Source organism: Hylemonella sp. P2_B10 (assembly GCF_056404875.1).
Genome location: NZ_JBFUDE010000001.1, coordinates 106,005 through 128,661, shown reverse-complemented (window position 1 = coordinate 128,661; position 22,657 = coordinate 106,005). Strand labels below are relative to the sequence as shown.

22 protein-coding genes and 1 tRNA gene are annotated in these 22,657 nt (G+C 61.3%); 1 reads left to right on the top strand and 22 read right to left on the bottom strand.

All coding sequences use genetic code 11. From position 1 onward, the window contains the following. Positions 1-26: 26 nt before the first annotated feature. The gene (locus AC1DX2_RS00590; RefSeq protein ID WP_477194336.1) at positions 27-1,103 is read right to left on the bottom strand and encodes an endonuclease NucS domain-containing protein; all 1,077 of its coding nucleotides are present in this window, start codon (positions 1,101-1,103) and stop codon (positions 27-29) included. A gap of 195 nt (positions 1,104-1,298) precedes the next feature. Continuing rightward, the gene (locus AC1DX2_RS00585) at positions 1,299-1,508 is read right to left on the bottom strand and encodes a hypothetical protein (RefSeq protein WP_477194335.1); all 210 of its coding nucleotides are present in this window, start codon (positions 1,506-1,508) and stop codon (positions 1,299-1,301) included. Positions 1,509-1,644: 136 nt separating this feature from the next. On the opposite strand from AC1DX2_RS00585, the gene AC1DX2_RS00580 reads away from it, so the two are divergent. Beyond that, positions 1,645-1,974 (top strand): DUF3293 domain-containing protein, encoded by a 330-nt coding sequence (locus AC1DX2_RS00580; protein WP_477195734.1) that lies wholly within the window; start codon positions 1,645-1,647, stop codon positions 1,972-1,974. Positions 1,975-2,040: 66 nt separating this feature from the next. Here the strand turns inward: AC1DX2_RS00580 and AC1DX2_RS00575 are convergent, their stop codons facing one another. From AC1DX2_RS00575 to uvrB, 20 genes are all read right to left on the bottom strand, one after another. Beyond that, positions 2,041-2,763, bottom strand: a complete 723-nt coding sequence (locus AC1DX2_RS00575) for an HNH endonuclease family protein (RefSeq protein ID WP_477194334.1) — start codon at positions 2,761-2,763, stop codon at positions 2,041-2,043. Continuing rightward, a complete protein-coding gene (locus AC1DX2_RS00570) occupies positions 2,756-4,177 on the bottom strand; it encodes an ATP-binding protein (RefSeq protein WP_477194333.1) in 1,422 nt (473 codons plus the stop codon). The genes AC1DX2_RS00575 and AC1DX2_RS00570 overlap by 8 nt, the downstream gene beginning before the upstream one ends. Positions 4,178-4,500: 323 nt before the next feature. Next, positions 4,501-4,577, bottom strand: a tRNA-Pro gene (locus AC1DX2_RS00565). Positions 4,578-4,656: 79 nt separating this feature from the next. Then, positions 4,657-5,115 (bottom strand): MerR family transcriptional regulator, encoded by a 459-nt coding sequence (locus AC1DX2_RS00560; protein ID WP_477194332.1) that lies wholly within the window; start codon positions 5,113-5,115, stop codon positions 4,657-4,659. A gap of 182 nt (positions 5,116-5,297) precedes the next feature. Next, the gene (locus AC1DX2_RS00555; protein WP_477195733.1) at positions 5,298-5,663 is read right to left on the bottom strand and encodes an integration host factor subunit alpha; all 366 of its coding nucleotides are present in this window, start codon (positions 5,661-5,663) and stop codon (positions 5,298-5,300) included. A gap of 13 nt (positions 5,664-5,676) precedes the next feature. Then, complete coding sequence (gene pheT, locus AC1DX2_RS00550; RefSeq protein ID WP_477194331.1) at positions 5,677-8,133, bottom strand: phenylalanine--tRNA ligase subunit beta; 2,457 nt, start codon at positions 8,131-8,133, stop codon at positions 5,677-5,679. A 47-nt stretch (positions 8,134-8,180) separates the two neighbouring features. Further along, complete coding sequence (gene pheS / locus AC1DX2_RS00545; protein WP_477194330.1) at positions 8,181-9,233, bottom strand: phenylalanine--tRNA ligase subunit alpha; 1,053 nt, start codon at positions 9,231-9,233, stop codon at positions 8,181-8,183. 123 nt (positions 9,234-9,356) lie between these two features. Next, positions 9,357-9,719, bottom strand: a complete 363-nt coding sequence (gene rplT / locus AC1DX2_RS00540; RefSeq protein WP_477194329.1) for a 50S ribosomal protein L20 — start codon at positions 9,717-9,719, stop codon at positions 9,357-9,359. Between the two features lie 25 nt (positions 9,720-9,744). After that, positions 9,745-9,948, bottom strand: coding sequence for a 50S ribosomal protein L35 (rpmI, locus tag AC1DX2_RS00535; RefSeq protein ID WP_477194328.1), 204 nt, complete (start codon positions 9,946-9,948; stop codon positions 9,745-9,747). A 195-nt stretch (positions 9,949-10,143) separates the two neighbouring features. Further along, positions 10,144-10,737 (bottom strand): translation initiation factor IF-3, encoded by a 594-nt coding sequence (gene infC / locus AC1DX2_RS00530; protein WP_477195732.1) that lies wholly within the window; start codon positions 10,735-10,737, stop codon positions 10,144-10,146. A gap of 84 nt (positions 10,738-10,821) precedes the next feature. Continuing rightward, positions 10,822-12,762, bottom strand: coding sequence for a threonine--tRNA ligase (gene thrS / locus AC1DX2_RS00525; RefSeq protein ID WP_477194327.1), 1,941 nt, complete (start codon positions 12,760-12,762; stop codon positions 10,822-10,824). A gap of 231 nt (positions 12,763-12,993) precedes the next feature. Next, complete coding sequence (locus AC1DX2_RS00520; RefSeq protein WP_477194326.1) at positions 12,994-14,601, bottom strand: hypothetical protein; 1,608 nt, start codon at positions 14,599-14,601, stop codon at positions 12,994-12,996. 60 nt (positions 14,602-14,661) lie between these two features. Continuing rightward, the gene (gene fdx / locus AC1DX2_RS00515; protein WP_477194325.1) at positions 14,662-15,000 is read right to left on the bottom strand and encodes an ISC system 2Fe-2S type ferredoxin; all 339 of its coding nucleotides are present in this window, start codon (positions 14,998-15,000) and stop codon (positions 14,662-14,664) included. Positions 15,001-15,022: 22 nt separating this feature from the next. Then, a complete protein-coding gene (hscA, locus tag AC1DX2_RS00510; RefSeq protein ID WP_477194324.1) occupies positions 15,023-16,906 on the bottom strand; it encodes a Fe-S protein assembly chaperone HscA in 1,884 nt (627 codons plus the stop codon). 36 nt (positions 16,907-16,942) lie between these two features. Next, a complete protein-coding gene (hscB, locus tag AC1DX2_RS00505; RefSeq protein ID WP_477194323.1) occupies positions 16,943-17,479 on the bottom strand; it encodes a Fe-S protein assembly co-chaperone HscB in 537 nt (178 codons plus the stop codon). Between the two features lie 17 nt (positions 17,480-17,496). Continuing rightward, complete coding sequence (iscA, locus tag AC1DX2_RS00500; protein WP_477194322.1) at positions 17,497-17,820, bottom strand: iron-sulfur cluster assembly protein IscA; 324 nt, start codon at positions 17,818-17,820, stop codon at positions 17,497-17,499. Between the two features lie 16 nt (positions 17,821-17,836). Then, positions 17,837-18,259, bottom strand: coding sequence for a Fe-S cluster assembly scaffold IscU (iscU, locus tag AC1DX2_RS00495; RefSeq protein ID WP_477194321.1), 423 nt, complete (start codon positions 18,257-18,259; stop codon positions 17,837-17,839). A 20-nt stretch (positions 18,260-18,279) separates the two neighbouring features. Continuing rightward, complete coding sequence (locus AC1DX2_RS00490) at positions 18,280-19,500, bottom strand: IscS subfamily cysteine desulfurase (RefSeq protein ID WP_477194320.1); 1,221 nt, start codon at positions 19,498-19,500, stop codon at positions 18,280-18,282. Positions 19,501-19,588: 88 nt separating this feature from the next. Beyond that, positions 19,589-20,125, bottom strand: a complete 537-nt coding sequence (gene iscR / locus AC1DX2_RS00485; RefSeq protein ID WP_477194319.1) for a Fe-S cluster assembly transcriptional regulator IscR — start codon at positions 20,123-20,125, stop codon at positions 19,589-19,591. A gap of 269 nt (positions 20,126-20,394) precedes the next feature. Further along, positions 20,395-22,569 (bottom strand): excinuclease ABC subunit UvrB, encoded by a 2,175-nt coding sequence (gene uvrB, locus AC1DX2_RS00480; RefSeq protein WP_477194318.1) that lies wholly within the window; start codon positions 22,567-22,569, stop codon positions 20,395-20,397. Positions 22,570-22,657 lie beyond the last annotated feature (88 nt).

The window sequence follows — 22,657 nt, the reverse complement described above, 5'->3', positions numbered from 1 at the left end:
AGGCATGTTAGCTTGCGGCCACCCAACTACAAACCGAATTTTTCCTTCAGTCTCTCCACGGTACTCCGCCATTTCGGCGTCGTAGGCTTGCACACTGTGTTCTGATTGCCAAAGTAGCCGATCTCTTGCACAGCATTGGCCAGAGGCACGGTCGTCCTCCATTCAACAGGAACAAACCACTCGCAACGCTCGGGGTCGCCGGCCAGCTCGCGGTGGTAGCTGCCCTTCTTAAGCACATCCAATGCTGCGGCGTTGCCATCTGGGGTGGGTAGCTTGAAGTCCAGCGCCTGCTGCGCGCGCCCCGTCACCTTGCCCACACCCACATAGCCTGTGCGTGGCACATTAACCCACACCCGGTCACCAATGTTGAGAAGCTGGAGCGTGCGGCTGTACCAAGCACCGCCGCCACCGCAGATGAACCCGTACTGGACGGCCTCATCCCAATTGCGGGTGAGGCTGTCGCCAAAAGAGACGTAAAACTCCCCATTCCACGGCTCAGCCGGCCCATCGCCGGCGGGTGCGGCGCTGACCTGCGTATGCACAGGGTCCAGCAACCATGAACGGCTCAGCAATTGATCTGCGCCAGAATTGAAAACCTGAAAGCACAACACGTTGATGGCAATGTCGCGTTTGTTCAAGTAGGCAACAATGCGTTCGGTGCTGTCGTCTAACTCGGCCGCAACAATGACAATCTGGTGCGTCTGGTTGAGCGTGTCTTCGTCCAAAGGTTGGCCGAAACGAGCTCGAAAGTCATCTGACAGATTGCGGCCTGCCGCAAACCGGCCATAAATGGCGGCAATGTCATCGGACTGCAGCGATTCGACCCAGCTTGCATAGTCCAGTGCCTGTGCAACCACGTCGCGCGGTGTGCGGTCCCGCTTCAGTTCGATCAGCACCAATGAACCGTCCGGCGCGATGGCGAGCAGGTCTACTACGCCGCCTTGGCCAGTGCGTTCCTGACGACCAATGTGCATCCAAGCATCGGACAGCAACAGCGGCTGCGCGACGATCATCGACTCCAGCAGTTTTTCGCTGGGCAAGCTGGCCTCAGCCAGCTGCATGGGCTGGGTGGCAACTTTCCAAAGAGCTGTGCGGATGGGCATGTGATCAGTCCTCCCTAAACAAAAAGCCCCCAAGGATACCCTTGGAGGCTTTCATATTCTGGTCGGTGTGAAAGGATTCGACCCTTCGACCCCTTGCACCCCAATGCAATATCTCTCAACTCCAGCAAAATCCAGTACGGTCCTCGAAGTTGATTTTTTCTCATTGAAAATCAATAAGTTATCAGATATTTGAATTCACGCGTAGGTTGCCGCAATATATTCCATCGCCGCAGCTTGGTCGCGGAAGAATCCACGCCACTCCCAATCAACCGCAAACACCAAGTACAAGCCACCGTATTCTTCACCAGAACTGTCAATTACAAAGTGCGTGTTTCCACCATTGTTTCCACACAAACCCGATCCCGCAATTGGAAACCAAGGTGTTGAGGTGGCCAGTTGGTCCACATCCGGCAAAATGATCCAATCCCCTTCCTGGAACTAATTCGTGTCATCAACGGCGATCCCTGAAGAAACAATTCAAGCTTACCAAGAGACCGCGTATCGGGTCGAAAGTGAAAGTCAGTTCACCCTCCTGGTGGACATGCAAAGCCCCGCTTTGCTGGCACTGTACAAGAGAACCGGGGGGGACTGCTGTGCATTCATTACGGCCTGCAATCCTCTTGGCGCAATGTACAGCGACCAACAGAATGCCGATCTGCAGGGCGCATTTGAAGTGGAGCTGAAGCGCCGCAGCCTCAGCTACCTAAACGGAATAGGACAACACCCTGCCAACGAGTGGCCTGGTGAACCAAGTTTCCTAGTGTTGGGTCTATCGTTGGAGGCCGCAAGGACACTTGGCACACAGCTGAAGCAAAACGCCATTGTGTGGTGTGGACCGGACGCCATCCCAAAGCTGATATTGCTCCGGTGACTCGACAGGCAGATGCGCAGTGCGATGCCGCGATACCGAGGCAACTACGACCTGAGAAGCGATGCATTAGTTGATTTCAGCGTCCAAGAGGTCAACGATTGTCTTTGCCGCTGCCAAGTCATAGTCATCTGCGATTCGGCGCAATATTTGAAGATACTTGCGCTTCCAGGTTGGACTGGTGACGCGAAAGTAGCCCTCAAGGGCTTTTTCTGCCGCCTGGTTATCCCCCGGAGCAAAGTGGTCAGCCAGTCGCGCGCTATTGAGATGGCGAATACCGCACACGCGTATCGTTTGATCGCCTTTTGTCGAGCCATCCTTTGCAACAATCCGGCCCACAGGGTCAAACTTCAGATGGTCATCCCATTCGTCCAAGTGGGGATGAACAATACTGTAAGCACCCGACTCCCCTGGTACTGCTGCCGGCACATCCTCTGATATGAGAGCAGGTTTCCCCCCTTTGGCGCCATTGCATGCTTTGCACGAATTGGCCAAGTTAGTGAACTCAAACATGAATTGGGGATACGTATCCTTGTCCAGAATATGCTCTGCATCGTAGGTCGCTTGATGTTTATCGAATTCCTTGCTGCAATAACAACACATGCGAAGCTGCCGATAGTAGTAATGTGTTTTTACTTCGTTGCGGAATCCCTTGATTAAGTCTGCGTCATCTCCCTGGCTATTCCAGTAAGTGCCATCAGTTGCACCAGCTGCACGGATTCTTTGATACTGTTCACCAGTCAGACTCGTCAGATTTGCAAAAACTTCAGCCTTACGTCGGAAGTTAGGCATTGTTACCCTCGTCTGTGTTCAGCAAGTCAACCGCCTCTTCAATTAGACCCAGTGATCTTGGATCACCCCCTTTTGGATCAGAGTAGATACTCTTCAACCGCTCAAGATCGCGGAGGGACCGCGATCGAGCGACTGGATCACCGTCTTCTGCTTCTGTAATGGCATTGAAAATCTGATTCGCAAGGTGGACACTTCCCGCAATTGGTGTCTCGAATACATCAAGCAGAGTTTCTTCAACGGAACTTGTCGGACCGCTAGATAGCCCGGAAGGCTGCTCACCCCTGAGCTGAACAACGCCCGCTCCGAGACTATGACCACGCTGCACGATGAGTGGTGAATGCGTTGCGATCACCACATGACAACCTTCAAAGGGTCTCATCGCAGCTTGCAGCATGTCTATATACACAAGCTGCCAGCGTGGATGCAGACTTAGCTCGGGCTCGTCAATCAAAATCAAAGATTCCCTGCGAAGTGCAGTTGCGAGACCAATTAGAGAGCACAGCATCTGCTGCTCACCAGAACTCGCATTCGCGACGTCAAATCGGCGTCCAAGACGTGAAGTCAACTCGCAGGACTTGAGCCCCAATAGATCAAACCTCCGTAACAATGCAAGCGACTGAAGCTCGGCAAAGTCCCGAGAGGCAATACGGGACTTAGCACTGAAATGCTGCCGAAGTTTGGAACCGCCGCGAATTCTGGGACCCAACACATCAAGTGCCTCATTCAACAATGCCGCTAACTGCCCTCGATCAGTACGTCTAAACTCGGCACTCAAACCGGTCCTTGGAGTTGCCCCAGGAGATATTCGGTGCTCCAAATCAGAGAGTAAGGCCTCCACAGCTTGCTCAACAGCTCCGGAGACCAGAACGCGCTTTAGTGCTGGCCTAACTTCGTAGACGAGATCAAACGAATCTTCGAGTTCGAGATTTCTCATCACCTCGAAAATAGTTTCGACGCTCTCCGGCGTTTCGCTCATTCGATAGAGAGCCTGTTCAAGAGTGCGTTTCGACAACCCAGCGCCAACAACACGAGTTGACTTATGAAGGCCTATGCATACGTACTTCTGGCGCGCAGCTACCCCTTCGGAATAGATAGACGTAAGGGAGGATTCGACTTCCGCCGGCTGAGCAAACCGGGTAAATGGGCTAAAGGTTTGGGCAACAACGCGCTCCGGCCCAGCAAGATGAAAGTCAGTTGCGTTCGAGGTGTAGTTCCGTCCACCTCGACGCCAAACTACAACATCCGTAGGCGGAGCAGCTTTGCTCTTCTGGAACATGGTTGCCAGGGCAGTAAGTGCCTCTGACTTGCCCGAGCCATTTGGCCCGGTCAACAAATCAACTTTATTGCCGCCCCAATAGCCCGCGAGGGGCAACTCAACTTGAATCCGGCTGGTTTGTACGCTGACAAGCTCCACTTAGCCTCCCGCTTCCTGCCAGGCGATTTTGACTAAATATTTCACGCCTGTGTTCACGAATTCTGCCACGTCGATCAAAGCGCCGCCCTGGTCCTTGCGGCTCAGAATCGATTTGGGGAGAGTTGGCAGTGATTGCCGTTAGCTCACCACCAAAGCGGCTTGGGCATGTGGCACTGGGCGATGCACGATGCGGGCAATGCTGGCAGAGAGTTTGACCGCTAACAATATCGGCAGTGGGGGCAATGGTGGGGACAATATGAACAAACACGCCCGAGAAATGCAAAAGGGTTAGCAGGAACTAACCCGCTAACCCTCGTAAATATTGGTCGGTGTGAAAGGATTCGAACCTTCGACCCCTTGCACCCCATGCAAGTGCGCTACCAGGCTGCGCCACACACCGATCTAGCCTTCAATTATAACGTGGCTTTGCCCTGTTTTCGGCTGCGGGCACAAAGACTTGCTCTTGCGCCCCACTCTCTTCAGTGCGTGGTGCTCAATAGATCGCGAATCTCAAACAGCTCGCGTCGCACCAGCATCAGCTGGTCGGGCGGCACGCTGTGGAATTCGCTGTCCACCATGTTGGTGTCTTCAAACTCTTCCAGCATCTCGCTGTCTTCCACCTCGATGACTTCCACGCCGTCCAGCATCACTTCGCCGTTGCGCTTCTTGTCGCGCTCGGTCTGCAAGATCTCTTGCATCTTGTTGCGCGCGCCGCTGATGGTAAAGCCCTGGTCATACAGCAGGTCGCGGATGCGGCGGATCATCAGCACCTCGTGGTGCTGGTAATAGCGGCGGTTGCCGCGCCGTTTCATGGGGCGCAGCTGGGTAAATTCTTGCTCCCAATACCGTAGCACGTGCGGCTTCACGCCACACAGTTCGCTGACCTCACCGATGGTGAAATAGCGCTTGGCAGGTATTGGGGGGAGAGTTTTCTCCATTGAAATCAATGCAGTACGGCGGAAAGCTTCGAGGTTACTCTAAGTTACCGCTGCGTGCAAAGGGAGTTTGGCCCCCAAAAGGGGGATATTTCCAACCCGGTTGCCAAAATGCTGAATTTGTCACACTTGGCGGGCCCTCCCGGGCGGCCAATGTGAATGCTGAAAGGGCCTTACGCGCCTTTTCAGGAATTGACGTTAACTTGCTGGATCTGCTCTTTGAGCTTGTGGCTGGCGTGGAAGGTCACCACGCGGCGCGCTTCGATGGGGATGGCCTCGCCGGTGCGCGGGTTGCGGCCGGGGCGCGGTGCCTTGGTGCGGATCTGAAAGTTGCCAAAGCCGCTGATCTTCACATCATTGCCGTCCACCAGGCTGTCTGATATCAGGTCAAAAAACGCGTCGATCATGTCTTTGGATTCGCGCTTGTTCAGACCGATCTGGTCAAACAGCAGTTCCGCCAACTGGGCTTTGGTGAGCGCGGGGGTTTCCAGGCTCTCTACCGAAAATTCCATGGTCTTCCCGACTTCTTGTGCGTTGTAGGACTCTGTCATCATCGTTGTTCCATCAAACCCGTTGACGGCCGCCCAGGTCGCTGACGATGCGCGCCAGCACCGCCTGCACCGCCGCGTCGATCTGCTCATCGGTAAGGGTAGCGTCGCCCCCATGCAGCGTCAAGCGCACGGCCAGGCTCTTTTCGTCCGCAGCCAGTCCACCGGCCGTGGGCGTGGCGCCGTCACCACTAAGCTTGGCGGGTTTGGCGCGGTAAACGTCAAACAGCAGCGCGTCGCGCAGCAGGCCCTGGGTGGGCGCGGCCCACACGGCATGCATCAGCGCGGCGTGCGTCACGGCCTCTTTGACCACAACGGCGATGTCGCGCTGCACGGCTTGCAGCTTGGAGACCGGGGCGAACACGGGCACGCGCCGGGCCAGCACGGCATCCAAATCCAGCTCAAACATCACCGGTGCCTGTGGCAGCTCGTAGGCCTGGCGCCAGCGCGGATGCAGTTCGCCCACAAAGCCAATCGCCTGGCCGCCCACCAGCACGCGGGCGCAGCGGCCGGGGTGCATGGCGGGGTGCTCGGCGGGCTCAAAGCTGGCTTGCAGCGGGGCCAGCAGGGCTTCCACATCGCCCTTGACGTCAAAGAAATCAGCGCCCTGCTCTTTGCGGCTCCACTGCGGCATGTCTGCCGCGCCATAGGCCATGCCGGCCACGCGCATGGGCTGGTGCACGCCGGCAACGGCAAAGGGGCCGTCTTGCACCGAGGCGTCGCGCACAAACACGCGGCCCAGCTCAAACACGCGCACGCGCTCGGCCTTGCGGTCCAGGTTGTGCTTGACCACCTGCAGCAGCGATCCCAGCAAGCTGGAGCGCATCACGTTCATCTGGCTGGCAATGGGGTTCAGCAGCTTGATGGGCTGGGCGTTGCCGGCCAGCTCATGTTCCCACCGCTCTTCCACAAAGCTGAAGTTGATGGTCTCTTGGTAGTCCAGCCCCGCCAGCGCGTGGCGCACCTCGGCCTGGCTGCGGCTGGCCTCGGGCTTCAGCTTGGGCGTGGTGGGGGCCAGCGGCGGGGTGCTGGGCAGGTTGTTGTAGCCCAGCATGCGGGCCACTTCTTCGATCAGGTCTTCTTCGATCTGGATGTCAAAGCGGTAGCTGGGGGCGATCACCGTCACGGTGCCTTCGCCTTCGGCATAGGGCAGGCCCAGGCGGTCCAGCGCTTCCACGCACTGCGGCTGCGTCACCGGCATGCCGATGACCTTGGCGGCGCGCGCCACGCGCAGCTTCACCGGCGGGTTTTTGGGCAGGTTGACCTGCTGGTCGTCCATGGGGCCTACGGTGGTCTCAGGCGTGCCGCAGATGTCCAGCACCAGCTGGGTGATGCGCTCGATGTGCTCCACGGTCAGCTGCGGGTCCACACCCCGCTCGAAGCGGTGGCCGGCATCGGTGCTGAAGTTGTAGCGGCGCGAGCGGCCGGCCACAGCCTTGGGCCACCAGAAGGCGGCTTCGATGTAGATGTTGCGGGTGTCGTCAGACACGGCGGTGGCGTCGCCACCCATGATGCCGGCCAGCGACTCGACCTGGGCGGCGTCGGCGATGACGCCCACTTCGCCGTCCACGGTGATGGTGTTGCCGTTCAGCAGCTTCAGCTGTTCGCCGGCCTTGCCCCAGCGCACGTCCAGCCCGCCGTGGATCTTGTCCAGGTCAAAGATGTGCGACGGGCGGCCGAACTCGAACATCACATAGTTCGAGATGTCCACCAGCGCGGTGACGCTGCGCTGGCCGCAGCGGGCCAGGCGGTCGACCATCCACTGCGGCGTCTTGGCCTGGGTGTTGACATTGCGCACGATGCGGCCCGAGAAGCGGCCGCACAGGTCAGCCGCGGAAATCTTCACCGCCAGCTTGTCGTTGTTGCCAGTGGCCACGGGCGGGAAGGCCACGGCCTTCAGCGGCGTATGGGTCAGCGCCGACACTTCGCGCGCCACGCCATAGACGCTGAGGCAGTGCGCCAGGTTCGGCGTCAATTTGATCGTGAACAGGGTGTCGTCCAGCTGCAGCGTCTGGCGCACGTCTTGGCCCAGGGGGGCGTCAGCGGCCAGCTCCAGCAGGCCGCCATGGTCTTCAGACAATTGCAGCTCGCGGGCGGAGCACAGCATGCCTTGGCTCTCGACCCCGCGCAGCTTGCCCAGCTTGATGCTGAAGGGCTTGCCGTCTTCACCCGGGGGCAGCTCGGCACCCACCAGCGCGGTGGGCACGCGTATGCCCACGCGGGCGTTGGGCGCGCCACACACGATGTTCAGCAGGGTGCCCTGCCCCACGTCCACCTGACACACGCGCAGGCGGTCGGCGTTGGGGTGCTGCACGGCCTCTTTGATCTCGCCCACCACGATGTGGGTGAAGGGCGGCGCCACGGGCTTGAGCTCTTCCACCTCCAGCCCGGCCATGGTCAGCGTGTCGGCCAGCTGGGCGGTGGTCAGCGGGGGGTTGCAGAATTCGCGCAACCAGGATTCGGGGAATTGCATTTCGGTGCTCTAGCTCAGGGGTTGAAGGGGGCAACGGCGTTGGGGCGTCACTGGAACTGCGACAAAAATCGCAAGTCCCCTTCAAAAAACAGGCGCAAATCATTCACGCCATAGCGCAGCATGGTCAGCCGGTCGATGCCGGAGCCGAAGGCAAAGCCGATGTAGTGCTCGGGGTCCAGCCCCATGTAGCGGATCACGTTGGGGTGCACCTGGCCCGAGCCAGACACTTCCAGCCAGCGGCCAGCCAGCGGGCCGGTGCGGAACATCAAATCGATTTCGGCACTGGGCTCGGTGAACGGGAAGAAGCTGGGGCGAAAGCGGATGTCCAGGTCCGTCGTTTCGAAGAAGGTCTGCACAAAGTTCAGGTACACCACCTTCAAGTCCTTGAAGCTGATGTTTTCGCCCACCCACAGGCCTTCGACCTGGTGAAACATGGGGGAATGGGTGGCGTCGCTGTCCACGCGGTAGCAGCGGCCGGGCGCGATGACGCGTATCTCGGGCATGGCCTGGCCGGCGTCCAGCAGGTTGCGGTATTTCTGCACGTGCGCCATGGCGTGGCGTATCTGCATGGGGCTGGTGTGGGTGCGCAGCAGGTTGGGCGCGTTGGCGCTGCCGCCTTCCACATAGAAGGTGTCGTGCATGGAGCGCGCCGGGTGGTCTTGCGGCGTGTTCAGCGCGGTGAAGTTGTACCAGTCGGCCTCGATCTCGGGGCCTTGCGCCACCTCGAAGCCCATGGAGCCGAAGATGGCCTCGATGCGCTCGGTGCTGATGGACACGGGGTGCAGCCCGCCGGTGCCACGGCGGCGGCCGGGCAGGCTGACGTCCAGCGCCTCGGCCTGCAACTGCAGGTTCATCTCGGCATCTGCCAGGGCCTGGCGGCGCTCGGTCAATGCGGCCTCGATGGCTTGCTTGGCCAGGTTGATGGCGGCGCCGCGCGACTTTTTCTCGTCAACGCTCAAGGCGGCCATGCCCTTCATCAGCTCAGTGATGCGGCCGGCCTTGCCCAGGAACAGCGCCTTGGCGTTTTCCAGCTCGGCGGGCGTGGGGGCCTGGCCGAAGGCGGTCTTGGCACTGGCAACAATGGCATCCAACTCGTTCATGGCGGTGCGGATCAACTAGGTAGGAAATGGGGACGAAAAAGGGCTAAAGCCTTTGCAAGCTTTAGCCCTTGTTTCTTTACGCTGCAAACCGCTGCCCCTAGGGGCGGCGGCTCATCGCGGAATTCAAGCAGCAGCCAGCTTGGCCTTGACTTGCTCCACGATGCCTGCAAAAGCAGCCATGTCATGCACAGCGATATCGGACAGCACTTTGCGGTCGATCTCGATGTTGGCCTTCTTCAGGCCGTTGGCGAATTGGCTGTACGTCAGGCCGCACTGGCGGGCCGCGGCGTTGATACGCGCGATCCACAGTTGACGGAAGACGCGCTTCTTGGTGCGGCGGTCACGGTAGGCATATTGCCCGGCCTTCATCACCGCTTCTTTGGCGATGCGGAAGACATTGCCGCGGCGGCCGCGGAAACCCTTGGCCAGAGCCAGAACCTTTTTGTGGCGGGCGCGAGCCGTTACACCACGTTTGACGCGAGGCATGTGATTTCTCCTTGTACGTCGTTAATCAAATACCCATGCCGGGCAGCATTTGCGCCATGTGACCCATATTGGTCTCATGCACACCGACTGCACCACGCAAATGGCGTTTGTTTTTGGTGGTCTTCTTGGTCAGGATGTGACGCTTGAAGGCTTGACCGCGCTTGACGGTGCCACCGGGACGGACGCGGAAACGCTTCTTTGCCGCGCTCTTGGTCTTCATTTTGGGCATTTCAAATGCTCCTTTTCATTTGTGCTCGTGAGGCGTCTGGAAGCGATTTCCAGCCTTGTTGGCCCCGAGCCACTTGTGTGGCGAACTTTCATTCGACCACTGTGTGGCGAGTTACCTCGCCACGACCTGGCGGCAGGCAAAAGCCCACCACCTGGATCCCCCGCCGGGGACCAACCCTGCGGAGAACCCGGTATTTTACTGCGTTTGCGCCGGCGCTGCTTCAGCAGCAGGCTTGGCAGCAACCTTTTTCTTGCCCGGCGCTATCATCATGATCATCTGCCGGCCTTCCAGCTTGGGGAATTGCTCAACAATGATCAAATCCGCCAGGTCGGCACGCATGCGGTTCAGCAGCGCCATGCCGATCTCTTGGTGCGTAATCTCGCGGCCACGAAAGCGCAGCGTGATCTTGCACTTGTCACCCTCATCCAAGAAGCGCTTGATGTTGCGCAGCTTGATGTTGTAGTCACCATCGTCGGTACCGGGGCGGAACTTGACTTCCTTGACCTCGATGACCTTCTGCTTGGATTTCGCGTCCGCAGCCTTCTTTTGCTCTTGATACTTGAACTTGCCGTAATCCATCAGACGGCAAACCGGGGGGTTCGCCGTGGGGGAAATTTCGACCAGGTCAACATCCAACTCACCGGCTTGGCGCAAGGCCTCCATCAGGCTGACAACGCCCAAGGGCTCGTTCTCAGGACCGGTCAGGCGGACTTCCGGGGCCATGATTTCCCGGTTCAGGCGGTGCTTGCGTTCTTCGCGTTGGCGGCGATCACGAAATTCAGTAGCTATGGTTCATTCCTCAATATAATTGCTACAAAAATTGTAGCTAAGACCGTACCGTGGGCGCGGGCAAGAGAGCTGACAAGCACTGGGCTAGGCGATTCCCTTGTGGGTGATATCGTCGGCGATGAGTTGCACGAACGCATCGATGGACATCACGCCGAGGTCTTTGTTACCCCGGGCGCGCACGGCAACGGCACCGGCTGCCTTTTCCTTGTCGCCAGCGACGAGGATATACGGCAGCTTTTGCATTGCATGCTCCCGTATTTTATACGTTATTTTCTCGTTACGCAGATCCGTTATGACTCTAAGGTCTTGATTTGGCAGGGCTTTGCGTAATTTTTGGGCAATTTCCCCACAGTATTCGGCCTGCGCGTCGGTGATATTGAGCACCGCCACCTGCACCGGGGCCAGCCAGGTGGGCAAGGCGCCGGCGTGTTCCTCTATCAGTATGCCTATGAAGCGCTCCAGGCTGCCCACGATGGCCCGGTGCAGCATCACCGGGCGGTGGCGGGCGCCGTCTTCGCCCACGTATTCGGCGTCCAGCCGCTCGGGCATGGAAAAGTCCACCTGCATGGTGCCGCACTGCCACTGGCGGCCAATGGCGTCTTTCAGCGTGTATTCGATCTTGGGACCGTAGAAGGCGCCGTCGCCGGGGGAGATTTCAAACTCGCAGCCAGAGGCGCGCAGACTCTCCATCAGCGCGTGCTCGGCCTTGTCCCAGCTTTCGTCCGAGCCAATGCGCTGGGCCGGGCGGGTGGCCACCTTGTAGATGATGTTGCTGAAACCAAAGTCCTTGTAGACCTTTTGCAGCAGCGTGGTGTAGGCCACGCACTCGGGCAGGATGTGGTCTTCGGTGCAGAAGATGTGGCCGTCGTCCTGCGTGAAGCCGCGCACGCGCATGATGCCGTGCAGGCCGCCAGTGGGCTCGTTGCGGTGGCATTGGCCGAATTCGCCGTAGCGCAGCGGCAGGTCGCGGTAGCTCTTGATGCCCTGCTTGAAGATCAAGATATGGCCCGGGCAGTTCATGGGTTTCAAGGCGTAGTCGCGCTTTTCACTCTCGGTGGTGAACATGTTTTCGCGGTACTTGTCCCAGTGGCCGGTTTTCTCCCACAGGGTCTTGTCCAGCAGCTGCGGGCCCTTGACCTCTTGATACCCGTTGTCGCGGTAGACCTGGCGCATGTACTGCTCCACGCCCTGCCAGATGGTCCAGCCCTTGGGGTGCCAGAAGACGACGCCGGGGGCGTGGTCGTCGATGTGAAACAGGTCCAGCTCTTTGCCCAGCTTGCGGTGGTCGCGCTTTTCGGCCTCTTCCAGCATGGTGAGGTAACCCGCCAGCTCTTCTTTGCTGGCCCAGGCGGTGCCATAGACGCGCTGCAGCATCTCGTTGCGGTGGTCGCCGCGCCAATAGGCGCCGGCCACCTTCATCAGCTTGAAGAACTTCAGCTTGCCGGTGCTGGGCACGTGGGGGCCACGGCACAGGTCTTCAAACTTGCCTTCGCGGTACAGCGACACGTCTTCATTGGCCGGAATGCTGGCAATGATCTCGGCCTTGTAGGCCTCGCCAATGCCCTTAAAGTATTCAACGGCCTCGTCGCGCGGCAGCACGCGGCGGGTGACGGGCTCGTCCTTGGCGGCCAGCTCGGTCATCTTTTTCTCGATGGCCACCAGATCTTCGGGCGTGAAGGGGCGCTTGTACGAGAAGTCGTAGAAAAAGCCGTTTTCGATCACCGGGCCGATGGTGACCTGGGCGTCGGGGAACAGCTCTTTGACGGCATAGGCCAGCAAGTGGGCGGTGGAGTGGCGAATAACGTCCAGGCCATCGGCGTCCTTGGCGGTGACGATGGACAGCGGCGAATCGGCGCTGATCAGGTAGCTGGTGTCGACCACCTTGGTCTTGCCGTCAGCCGCAGGCACCCGGCCCGCCAGCGCAGCCTTGGCCAGCCCGGTGCCGATGGAAGCCGCCACCTCAGCCACCGTGACCGGGCCAGGGTATTCGCGTTTGGAACCATCGGGAAGCGTGATGTTGATCATGATGTTGTCTGGAGAATTTGGAAACTGAAAACAAAAAAGCGCGGAACCGGCCGCGCTTTTTTTGCAATTTTGAAGGTGGCAACCACCAGCGCCCCAAGGCGCACGACTACAGGCCTTGGAGACTCCAATTCACGGCAGTTGTAGTTCGCGGTGTCATAACCAAGATGCCTTTCTCGCTCTTGTGCAGGGTTGCAATGGTGCCATTTTACCTCAAACGCGCAAGCCCTTGGCTCACGGCCCCAACCGGGCAAGAGCCTGCTTGGCCTGGTCGAACCCGTCAGCCGCAGCCAATCGATACCAGTGGCGCGCTTGCGCTGGATCGCGGGGCAAGCCGCCCCGTCCTTGCTCATACATCTGCCCCAAGCTGAACTGAGCATGGACAAAACCCTGATCGGCGGACAGGCGATAGAGCCGGGCGGCCTCCACATCGTCCTTGGCCAAGCCACCGCGGCCTTCTTCGTACATGGTGGCCAGGTTGTTCTGACCCTGGGCATTGCCCTTGGCTGCAGACAAGCGGAAAAGATCCAAGGCTTGCCTGTCATCCTGCGCCAAGCCAGCGATCCCTCGGGAATACAAATATCCAAGATCCGACTGTGCGGCCGGGTTGCCCTGCTCCGCAGCTGGACGCCAGTAGCGAAGTGCCTCAACCACATCAGACTCCCGCCCGCCTCGCCCGGCCAAATACGCCAGCGCCAAGTTGGACCACCCAACCCCGAAACCTTGATTCGCGGCGAGACGGTACAGACGCTCAGCCTCACGGTCACCTTCGGCTGTTTTTTTGCGTTGATGAATGTTGCCCAGATTGATCTGGGCCGGACCATAGCCCTTATCTGCGGCCAACTTGTAGAGCCGCGCAATCTCCACGTCGTCCTTGGCCAACCCGCCACGCCCTTGACTGTACATGTACCCCAGGCGGTACTGCGCAACAACGTCATTGCCTAGGGCCGCCCTGCGGTACCAGGCAACTGCCTGCACATCATCTTGAGGCAAACCCCCGCGCCCATGAAAGTACATCAACCCCAATTTCTGTTGCGCATCCGGCAAGCCCTGGTCAGCCGCCTGGCGCAGAAGTTGTGCAGCTCGGTTGTCGTCTTTGGTGAGCCCAGCACGCCCTTCCTGGTAAAACTGGGCCAGCAGGTCTCGACCCAAGGGGTCGCCTTGATTCACAGAGAGTTGAACCAGGCGCAGGCTTTCAGATTCGTCTTTGTTCAGCCCGCCCAGACCTTCCAGGTACATCCGGGCCAACACAGCCTGGGCACTGGCATAGCCCTGATTGGCGGACAAGCGTATCCACCGTTCAGCTGTCGTTTCACTCTTCTGCACGCCACGGCCAAACAGGTACAAGGTACCCAATTGCAATTGGGCAACAGGATGACCACGTTCTGCGGCATCGCTGAGCAGGCGCACGGCATCGGGCCACCGCGATTCCAACACGGCTTGCCTGCCCTGCCAAAACAACTCCTCTGGCACGCCCTGGCCGGTCACGACCGAGCCTGACGCGTCGGACTTGAATGAGAACGACTGTGTCGCCCAGAAAGTGCCTTTGCCAGTGCATTGGTATTGCCTCACCGCATCCTTTACGGCGGCATCAAAGATGCTGGGCATGGAGATGGTAGTGACATCCTCCACCCGGCCGTCCACGATCTTCGCCTGCGCGACGACAAAGCCTTCCGCGCGCAGCTTCAAGGCGTCAGGCGGGTACACAGGCTTGACTTGTATCGCACAGGCCAAGGCGGTCAGTGCCGCGGCATTCGGGATTGGAGGTGCATCGGCGGCGGCCCATGACACGCCAGCCGCCAACACCGCCCATGCAGCGGCCGCAATTTGCCTGATTTTCATCACACCTCCCCTCGTCGACAAGTTTCAGGACAGATCCTGAACTGGATTTGAGGGGCTATCTTAGTGGTTCTCTTTGGCGTGGTTGATCGAGTACTTGGGTATCTCGACCACCAGATCCGTCTGCGCCAGGATGGCCTGGCAACTGAGGCGCGAATTGGGCTCCAGGCCCCAGGCGCGGTCGAGCAGGTCTTCTTCGCTCTCGTCCTGCTCGTTCAGCGAGTTGAAGCCCTCGCGCACGATCACGTGGCAGGTGGTGCAGGCACAGCTCATGTCGCAGGCGTGCTCGATGTTGATCTTGTTGTCCAGCAGGGCCTCGCAGATGGAGGTGCCGCTGGGGGCCGTTATCTGTGCGCCCTGCGGGCAGTATTCGGGGTGCGGCAGTATCTTGATGATGGGCATCTTGTCGTTCTTGTGCTGAGACTCAGACGGTCTCTATGTTCTTGCCGGCCAGTGCCTGGCGTATGCCCCGGTTCATGCGCTGCGCGGCGAAGGCTTCGGTGCCCTTGGCCAGCGCTTGCGTGGCGGCTTCCAGCGTGGCGGCGTCGGCGTCCGCATGGTCGCGGGTGGCGGCCAGCGCGCGCATCAGCGTGTCAACGGCCTCGCGTTCTTCGGGCGTCAGCAGGTCGGCATCGGCGTCCAGCGCGCTTTGGGTGGCCAGCAGCATGCGGTCAGCATCCACCCGCGCCTCGGCCACTGCCCTCGCCTGCATGTCTTGCTGGGCGGTGGTGAAGCTCTCTTGCAGCATGCGGGCAATCTGGTCGTCGGCGAGGCCGTAGCTGGGTTTGACGTCGATCTGCGCCTGCACGCCGCTGATCAGCTCGCGCGCGGCCACGTTCAGCAGGCCGTCGGCGTCCACGGTGAAGGTGACGCGTATGCGGGCCGCGCCGGCGGCCATGGGCGGGATGCCGCGCAACTCAAAGCGTGCCAGGCTGCGGCAGTCGGCCACCAGGTCGCGCTCGCCTTGCACCACGTGCAGGGCCAGGGCGGTCTGGCCGTCTTTGTAGGTGGTGAAGTCTTGCGCCATGGCGGTGGGGATGGTCTGGTTGCGCGGCACGATGCGCTCCACCAGGCCGCCCATGGTCTCCACACCCAGCGAGAGCGGGATCACGTCCAACAGCAGCAGGTCGCCCGCCGCGTTGTTGCCAGCCAGCTGGTTGGCCTGGATGGCGGCGCCCAGGGCCACCACTTCATCCGGGTTCAGGTTGTTCAGGGGCGCTTTGCCAAACAGCTCGCCCACGGCGCGCTGCACCTGCGGCATGCGGGTGGAGCCACCCACCATCACCACGCCTTCCACCTCGCCCACCGACAGCTTGGCGTCGCGCAGCGCCTTGCGCACGGCGGACAGCGTGCGCTGCGTGAGCGTGGCAGTGCTTTGCTCGAAATCGGACACCGTCACGGTGCGGGTCAACGGGCTGCCGGTGATCTGGGCGCTGAATTCAACGCTGGGGGCGGCCGACAGCGCTTCTTTGCAGGCACGGGCGGCCACCTTCAGCGCGGCCTTGTCGGCGGCGCTCAGGCTCTCAGGCGCAACGCCAGCATGCGCCAGCACCCAGTCGGCCAGCGCGCGGTCGTAGTCGTCACCGCCCAGGGCCGAGTCGCCGCCGGTGGCGATGACCTCGAACACACCCCGGCTCAGCCGCAGGATGGAAATGTCAAACGTGCCGCCGCCCAAGTCGTACACGGCGAACACCTTGGGCTCATCACTGGCGGCATCGGCGTTGTCCAGCCCGTAGGCGATGGCCGCGGCGGTGGGCTCGTTGATCAGGCGCAGCACGTTCAGGCCGGCCAGTTGGGCAGCGTCTTTGGTGGCCTGGCGCTGGGCGTCGTCAAAATACGCTGGCACGGTGATGACGACGCCAAACAGGTCGTCGTTGAAGCTGTCTTCGGCACGGTAGCGCAGCGTGGCCAGGATCTCGGCGCTGACTTCCACGGGCGACTTTTCGCCCTGCACCGTCTGCAGGCCCAGCATGCCGGGGTGGTCTACAAAGCGGTAAGGCAGCTTCTGGTGGCCGGCCACATCTTTCAGGCCACGGCCCATGAAGCGTTTGACGGAGGCTAAAGTGTTCTCAGGGTCCTGCGCTTGCGCGGCGTGGGCGGCCCGGCCGATCTGCCGGCCACCGCCTTCGAGGTAGCGCACCACCGAGGGCAGCAGGACCTGGCCATCTTCATCGGGCAGGCACTCGGCCACGCCGTGGCGCACTGCCGCCACCAGTGAGTGGGTGGTGCCCAGGTCTATGCCCACCGCGATGCGCCGCTGGTGCGGGTCGGGTGACTGGCCGGGCTCTGAAATCTGCAATAACGCCATGGTGAAAACGAACGGGTGTACGAATGAAGTAACCCGCTATTGTCCGCGAGCAGCGGTCTCCATTTGCTCAAAGCGGGCATCGACGTCGGCGGCGAAGCGTTCAATGAACATCAGCGCGCGCACCACCTGGGCCGCCTGGGTGTATTCGTGGGTGCTGTCCAGCATCTGCTCGCAGCACATCAGCATGGTCTGGCGCGAGTCTTTCACCATGGCCAGCAGCATCTCCAACTGCTGCTCGCGGCGGGCGTCGTCCAGCAGCTCGCGCCACTCCATCTGCTGGGCCAGGAAGTCGGCCGGCATGGCGGTGTTGTTTTCGGCGTTGACGGGCGCGCCGTGCAGCTCGCACAGGTAGGCGGCGCGACGCAGCGGGTCTTTCAGGCGCTGGTAGGCCTCGTTGATGCGCACCGACCACTGCATGGCCACGCGTTGCGCGGCTGCGCCCTGGGCGGCAAACTTGTCGGGGTGGGCTTCGCGCTGCAGTTCTTTCCAACGCGTGTCGATGGCGGCGCGGTCCTGGTGGAAGCGCGCGGGCAGGTCAAACAGCTCGAAGTCGTTGGATTGCAGCGAAGGCACGGCCATTCCGGTCGGTTTCAGACCCGGAACGACTCGCCACACCCACAGCGGTCGCGCTCGTTGGGGTTGTTGAAGCGGAAGCCCTCGTTCAGGCCCTCGCGCACGAAGTCCAGCTGCGTGCCGTCGATGTAGGCCAGGCTTTTGGGATCGACCAGCACCTTGACGCCGTGGTCTTCGAACACCACGTCTTCGGGCGTCAGCTCGTCCACGTATTCCAGCTTGTAGGCCAGGCCGGAGCAGCCTGTGGTCTTGACGCCCAGGCGCACACCCACGCCCTTGCCGCGCTTGCTCAGGTAACGGGTCACATGCCGCGCGGCGGCTTCGGTCAGCGTAACGGGCATCTGATTTTTCAGTGGGTCAGTGGGTAACGGGGGTGGCAGCGGCGTCGGCCACAGGGCTGCCGTGCTTCTTCTTGTAGTCGTCCACGGCGGCCTTGATGGCGTCTTCGGCCAGGATGGAGCAGTGGATCTTGACCGGGGGCAGCGCCAGCTCTTCGGCGATCTGGCTGTTCTTCAGTGCGGCGGCTTCGTCCAACGTCTTGCCCTTGACCCATTCGGTCACCAGCGACGACGAGGCAATGGCCGAGCCGCAGCCGTAGGTCTTGAAGCGCGCGTCTTCGATGACACCGGTTTGCGGATTCACCTTGATCTGCAGCTTCATCACGTCGCCGCAGGCGGGTGCGCCCACCATGCCGGTGCCCACGGTCTCGTCGCCCTTGTCGAACGAGCCGACGTTGCGGGGGTTTTCGTAGTGGTCAACGACTTTTTCAGAATAGGCCATGATGTTTTCCTTCCAACGATTTAGTGAGCCGCCCACTGGATGGCGCTGATGTCGACGCCATCCTTGAACATTTCCCACAACGGGCTCAGGTCGCGCAGCTTGGCGACGTTCTTCTTGATGGTGTCCACCGCGTAGTCGATCTCTTCTTCGGTGGTGAAGCGGCCGATCGTCATGCGCAAGCTGCTGTGGGCCAGCTCGTCGCTGCGGCCCAGGGCACGCAGCACGTAGCTGGGTTCCAGGCTGGCCGAGGTGCAGGCCGAGCCGGAGCTGACCGCCAGGCCCTTGATGCCCATGATCAGCGACTCGCCCTCAACATAGTTGAAGCTCATGTTCAGGTTGTGCGGCACGCGCTGGGTGGCGTGCCCGTTCAGGAACACCTGCTCCACGTCCTTCAAGCCGTTGAGCAAGCGGTCGTGCAGGGCTTGCGCCTTGGCGTTGTCTTGCGCCATCTCTGCCTTGGCGAGGCGGAAAGCCTCGCCCATGCCGACGATCTGGTGCGTGGGCAGCGTGCCCGAGCGCATGCCGCGCTCATGACCACCGCCGTGCATTTGCGCCTCTAGCCGCACGCGCGGCTTGCGGCGCACATACAGCGCGCCTATGCCCTTAGGGCCATAGGTCTTGTGCGAGGCCAGGCTCATCAGGTCAACCGGCAGCGTCTTGACGTCAATTTCCACCTTGCCGGTGGCTTGCGCCGCGTCGACGTGGAAGATGATGCCCTTTTCGCGACACATGGCGCCAATGGCGGGGATGTCCTGGATGACGCCGATTTCGTTGTTGACGAACATCACGCTGATCAGGATGGTGTCGGGGCGGATGGCGGCCTTCAACACGTCGAAGTTGAGCAGGCCGTCTTCTTGCACGTCCAAGTAAGTCACCTCGAAGCCCTGGCGCTCCAGCTCGCGCATGGTGTCCAGCACGGCCTTGTGCTCGGTCTTCACCGTGATCAGGTGCTTGCCCTTGGTCTTGTAGAAGTTGGCAGCGCCCTTCAGGGCCAGGTTGTTGGACTCGGTGGCGCCGGAGGTCCAGACGATCTCGCGCGGGTCGGCGCCAATCAGGTCGGCCACGTCGACACGGGCCTTTTCCACCGCCGCCTCGGCTTCCCAGCCCCAGGCGTGGCTGCGCGACGCGGGGTTGCCGAAGTGCTCGCGCAACCAGGGAATCATGGCATCCACCACCCGCGGGTCGCAGGGTGTGGTGGCGCCGTAGTCCATGTAGATGGGGAAGTGTGGGGTGGTGTCCATCAGGGGCTCACTCGGTCGTTGTGTGCGAAAGGCGAAAACTCGAATTGGCGATTGTCCGGCACCGGGCAAAGGCCCGGGCCGGCAAGGCTCAATTTTTGGAAAAGACGTTGCCCAGCGCAAACACCGAGTTCGGCGCGTTCACGCGGATGGGTTTGACCACCGGCATGGCCGAGATGGCACGCTTCACATTGGGCTTGTCTTCCACCTGCACGCCCTTGGCGAGTTGCTCGTCGACCAGCTTTTGCAGGTTGACCGAGTCCAGGAACTCGACCATGCGCTGGTTCAGCGCGGCCCACAGCTCGTGCGTCATGCAGCGGCCAGCCTCGCCCAGGCAGTTTTCCTTGCCGCCGCACTGGGTGGCGTCCAGCGGCTCGTCCACCGACACGATGATGTCGGCGACGGTGATCTCTGACGCTTTGCGGGCCAGGGTGTAGCCGCCGCCGGGGCCACGGGTGGATTCGACCAGCTCGTGGCGGCGCAGCTTGCCGAACAGCTGTTCCAGGTAAGAGAGGGAAATTTGCTGGCGCTGGCTGATGGCGGCCAGGGTCACGGGCCCGTTGGACTGACGCAGCGCCAGGTCGATCATGGCGGTGACGGCGAAACGGCCTTTGGTGGTCAAACGCATGGCAAACTCCTTTTTTGGATCAAAGGTGGCCGGGGCACGCCCCGACACGGGGCACTCAGCGGACTACGGGTAAACCCGACAGATGTTGAGTATTTATATCAAGTATACCACATACCCCAGTAGATTGCTCGGGTAAGCGGCGGCGGGGCAAATCCCCAGGTGCGGGCGCAACCTGGGACGGAGGTTGGAGCCCGGGGAATGTCCCCAGTTCCCGACTGCCGTGTAGGTTTATATGGGGTGACTTGGGGGCGAAACAAGCGGGCGGGAAGCTAGAGCCGCCCTGCCCCGGCAGCCGCAACAGGGACCACCGGCACCAGGTTGTCGCTGCCGGCCGCACCAAAAGTGCGCGTTTTGAGCGCCGCCAGCTGGTCGCGCACACGGGCGGCTTTTTCGAACTCCAGGTTGCGGGCGTGCTCCATCATCTGCTTTTCCAGCCGCTTGATTTCGCGCGCCACGTCCTTTTCGCTCAACTCTTCCAGCCCGGCGCGGGCGATGGCGTCGCGCTCGAGCTTGTCGGCTTCCTTGCCGGCCTTTTCGCTGTAGACGCCGTCGATCAGGTCGCGCACCTTCTTGACGATGCTCTGTGGCGTGATGCCGTGGGCCAGGTTGTGGGCCACCTGCCGGGCGCGGCGGCGCTCGGTCTCGCCGATGGCGCGGGCCATGGAGTCGGTGACGCGGTCGGCGTACAGGATGGCGCGGCCGTTCAGGTTGCGGGCTGCGCGGCCTATGGTTTGGATCAGCGAGCGCTCTGAGCGCAGGAAGCCCTCTTTGTCGGCGTCCAGGATGGCCACGAGCGACACTTCGGGAATGTCCAGCCCCTCGCGCAGCAGGTTGATGCCCACCAGCACGTCAAAGGTGCCCAGGCGCAGGTCGCGCAGGATCTCGACCCGCTCCACGGTGTCGACGTCGCTGTGCAGGTAGCGCACCTTGACGCCGTTGTCGGTCAAATAGTCGGTCAGCTGCTCGGCCATGCGCTTGGTCAGCGTGGTGATCAGCACGCGCTCGTGCTTGTCCACTCGGATGCGGATTTCCTGCAGCACGTCGTCCACCTGGCTGGTGGCTGGGCGCACCTCGACCTCGGGGTCGACCAGACCGGTGGGGCGCACCAGTTGCTCCACCACCTGGCCGGCGTGGGCCTTTTCCCAGTCTGCCGGCGTGGCCGAGACGAACACCACCTGGCGCATCTTGGTCTCGAACTCTTCAAACTTCAGCGGCCGGTTGTCCAGCGCGCTGGGCAGGCGAAAGCCGTATTCGACCAGCGTGGTCTTGCGCGAGCGGTCGCCGTTGTACATGCCGCCGAACTGGCCGATCAGCACGTGGCTTTCGTCCAGGAACATCAGCGAGTCGCGCGGCAAGTAGTCGGTCAGCGTGGACGGCGGGTCACCCGGCGCCGAGCCGCTGAGGTGGCGGGTGTAGTTCTCGATGCCCTTGCAGTGGCCCACCTCGCTGAGCATTTCCAGGTCGAACCGGGTGCGCTGCTCCAGCCGCTGGGCTTCCACCAGCTTGCCGGCGGAGACCAGCTCTTTCAACCGGTCGCTCAGCTCCACCTTGATGGTTTCCACGGCGGCCAGCACGCGGTCGCGCGGCGTCACGTAGTGGCTGCTGGGGTAGACGGTGAAGCGGGGGATCTTCTGCCGTATGCGGCCGGTCAGCGGGTCGAACAGCTGCAGCGACTCGACCTCGTCGTCAAACAGCTCGATGCGCAGCGCCATTTCGCTGTGCTCGGCGGGAAAGACGTCGATGGTGTCGCCGCGCACGCGGAAGGCGCCGCGCGAAAAATCCATGTCGTTGCGCGAATACTGCATGCGCACCAGCTGGGCGATGATGTCGCGCTGGCCCACCTTGTCGCCGGTGCGCATGGTCATCACCATCTGGTGGTAGGACTCGGGGTGGCCGATGCCGTAGATGGCCGACACGGTGGCGACGATGACCACATCGCGCCGCTCAAGCAGGCTCTTGGTGCACGACAGGCGCATCTGCTCGATGTGCTCGTTGATGGCCGAGTCTTTCTCGATGAACAAGTCGCGCTGCGGCACATAGGCCTCGGGCTGGTAGTAGTCGTAGTAGCTGACGAAATATTCGACCGCGTTCTTGGGGAAAAACTCGCGGAACTCGCTGTACAGCTGCGCGGCCAGCGTCTTGTTGGGCGCGAAAACGATGGCCGGGCGGCCCAGGCGCGCGATGACGTTGGCCATGGTGAAGGTCTTGCCCGAGCCGGTGACGCCCAGCAGGGTCTGGAACACCTCGCCGTCCTGCACGCCTTCAACCAGCTGGCGAATGGCCTCGGGCTGGTCACCCGCCGGTGGGTAGGGCTGGAACAGCTCGAACGGCGAATCCGGGAAGTGCACGAACTCGCCCTGCGGGGCCGCCTGCCCCTCGGCGGGCAACTCTGCAACGGCGGTGGGCTTGGGGGCTGGGGGGGCGGTAGAGGCGGTGCGCGGCATGGGCTGTAGATGGGGGTGGGTGCGCCTGGGGCAAGCTGCAATACTACTGTATATTTAAGCAGTTTTCCACCGTGCCTGGAATCAACCC

Bases quoted from the DNA above. Each gene is read 5' to 3' on its own strand.
- AC1DX2_RS00590 (WP_477194336.1), bottom strand. From the start codon at position 1,103: ATGCCCATCCGCACAGCTCTTTGGAAAGTTGCCACCCAGCCCATGCAG.
- AC1DX2_RS00580 (WP_477195734.1), top strand. From the start codon at position 1,645: ATGCAAAGCCCCGCTTTGCTGGCACTGTACAAGAGAACCGGGGGGGAC.
- AC1DX2_RS00575 (WP_477194334.1), bottom strand. From the start codon at position 2,763: ATGCCTAACTTCCGACGTAAGGCTGAAGTTTTTGCAAATCTGACGAGT.
- AC1DX2_RS00560 (WP_477194332.1), bottom strand. From the start codon at position 5,115: ATGGAGAAAACTCTCCCCCCAATACCTGCCAAGCGCTATTTCACCATC.
- AC1DX2_RS00555 (WP_477195733.1), bottom strand. From the start codon at position 5,663: ATGACAGAGTCCTACAACGCACAAGAAGTCGGGAAGACCATGGAATTT.
- pheT (WP_477194331.1), bottom strand. From the start codon at position 8,133: ATGCAATTCCCCGAATCCTGGTTGCGCGAATTCTGCAACCCCCCGCTG.
- pheS (WP_477194330.1), bottom strand. From the start codon at position 9,233: ATGAACGAGTTGGATGCCATTGTTGCCAGTGCCAAGACCGCCTTCGGC.
- rplT (WP_477194329.1), bottom strand. From the start codon at position 9,719: ATGCCTCGCGTCAAACGTGGTGTAACGGCTCGCGCCCGCCACAAAAAG.
- rpmI (WP_477194328.1), bottom strand. From the start codon at position 9,948: ATGCCCAAAATGAAGACCAAGAGCGCGGCAAAGAAGCGTTTCCGCGTC.
- thrS (WP_477194327.1), bottom strand. From the start codon at position 12,762: ATGATCAACATCACGCTTCCCGATGGTTCCAAACGCGAATACCCTGGC.
- AC1DX2_RS00520 (WP_477194326.1), bottom strand. From the start codon at position 14,601: ATGAAAATCAGGCAAATTGCGGCCGCTGCATGGGCGGTGTTGGCGGCT.
- fdx (WP_477194325.1), bottom strand. From the start codon at position 15,000: ATGCCCATCATCAAGATACTGCCGCACCCCGAATACTGCCCGCAGGGC.
- hscA (WP_477194324.1), bottom strand. From the start codon at position 16,906: ATGGCGTTATTGCAGATTTCAGAGCCCGGCCAGTCACCCGACCCGCAC.
- iscA (WP_477194322.1), bottom strand. From the start codon at position 17,820: ATGCCCGTTACGCTGACCGAAGCCGCCGCGCGGCATGTGACCCGTTAC.
- iscU (WP_477194321.1), bottom strand. From the start codon at position 18,259: ATGGCCTATTCTGAAAAAGTCGTTGACCACTACGAAAACCCCCGCAAC.
- AC1DX2_RS00490 (WP_477194320.1), bottom strand. From the start codon at position 19,500: ATGGACACCACCCCACACTTCCCCATCTACATGGACTACGGCGCCACC.
- iscR (WP_477194319.1), bottom strand. From the start codon at position 20,125: ATGCGTTTGACCACCAAAGGCCGTTTCGCCGTCACCGCCATGATCGAC.
- uvrB (WP_477194318.1), bottom strand. From the start codon at position 22,569: ATGCCGCGCACCGCCTCTACCGCCCCCCCAGCCCCCAAGCCCACCGCC.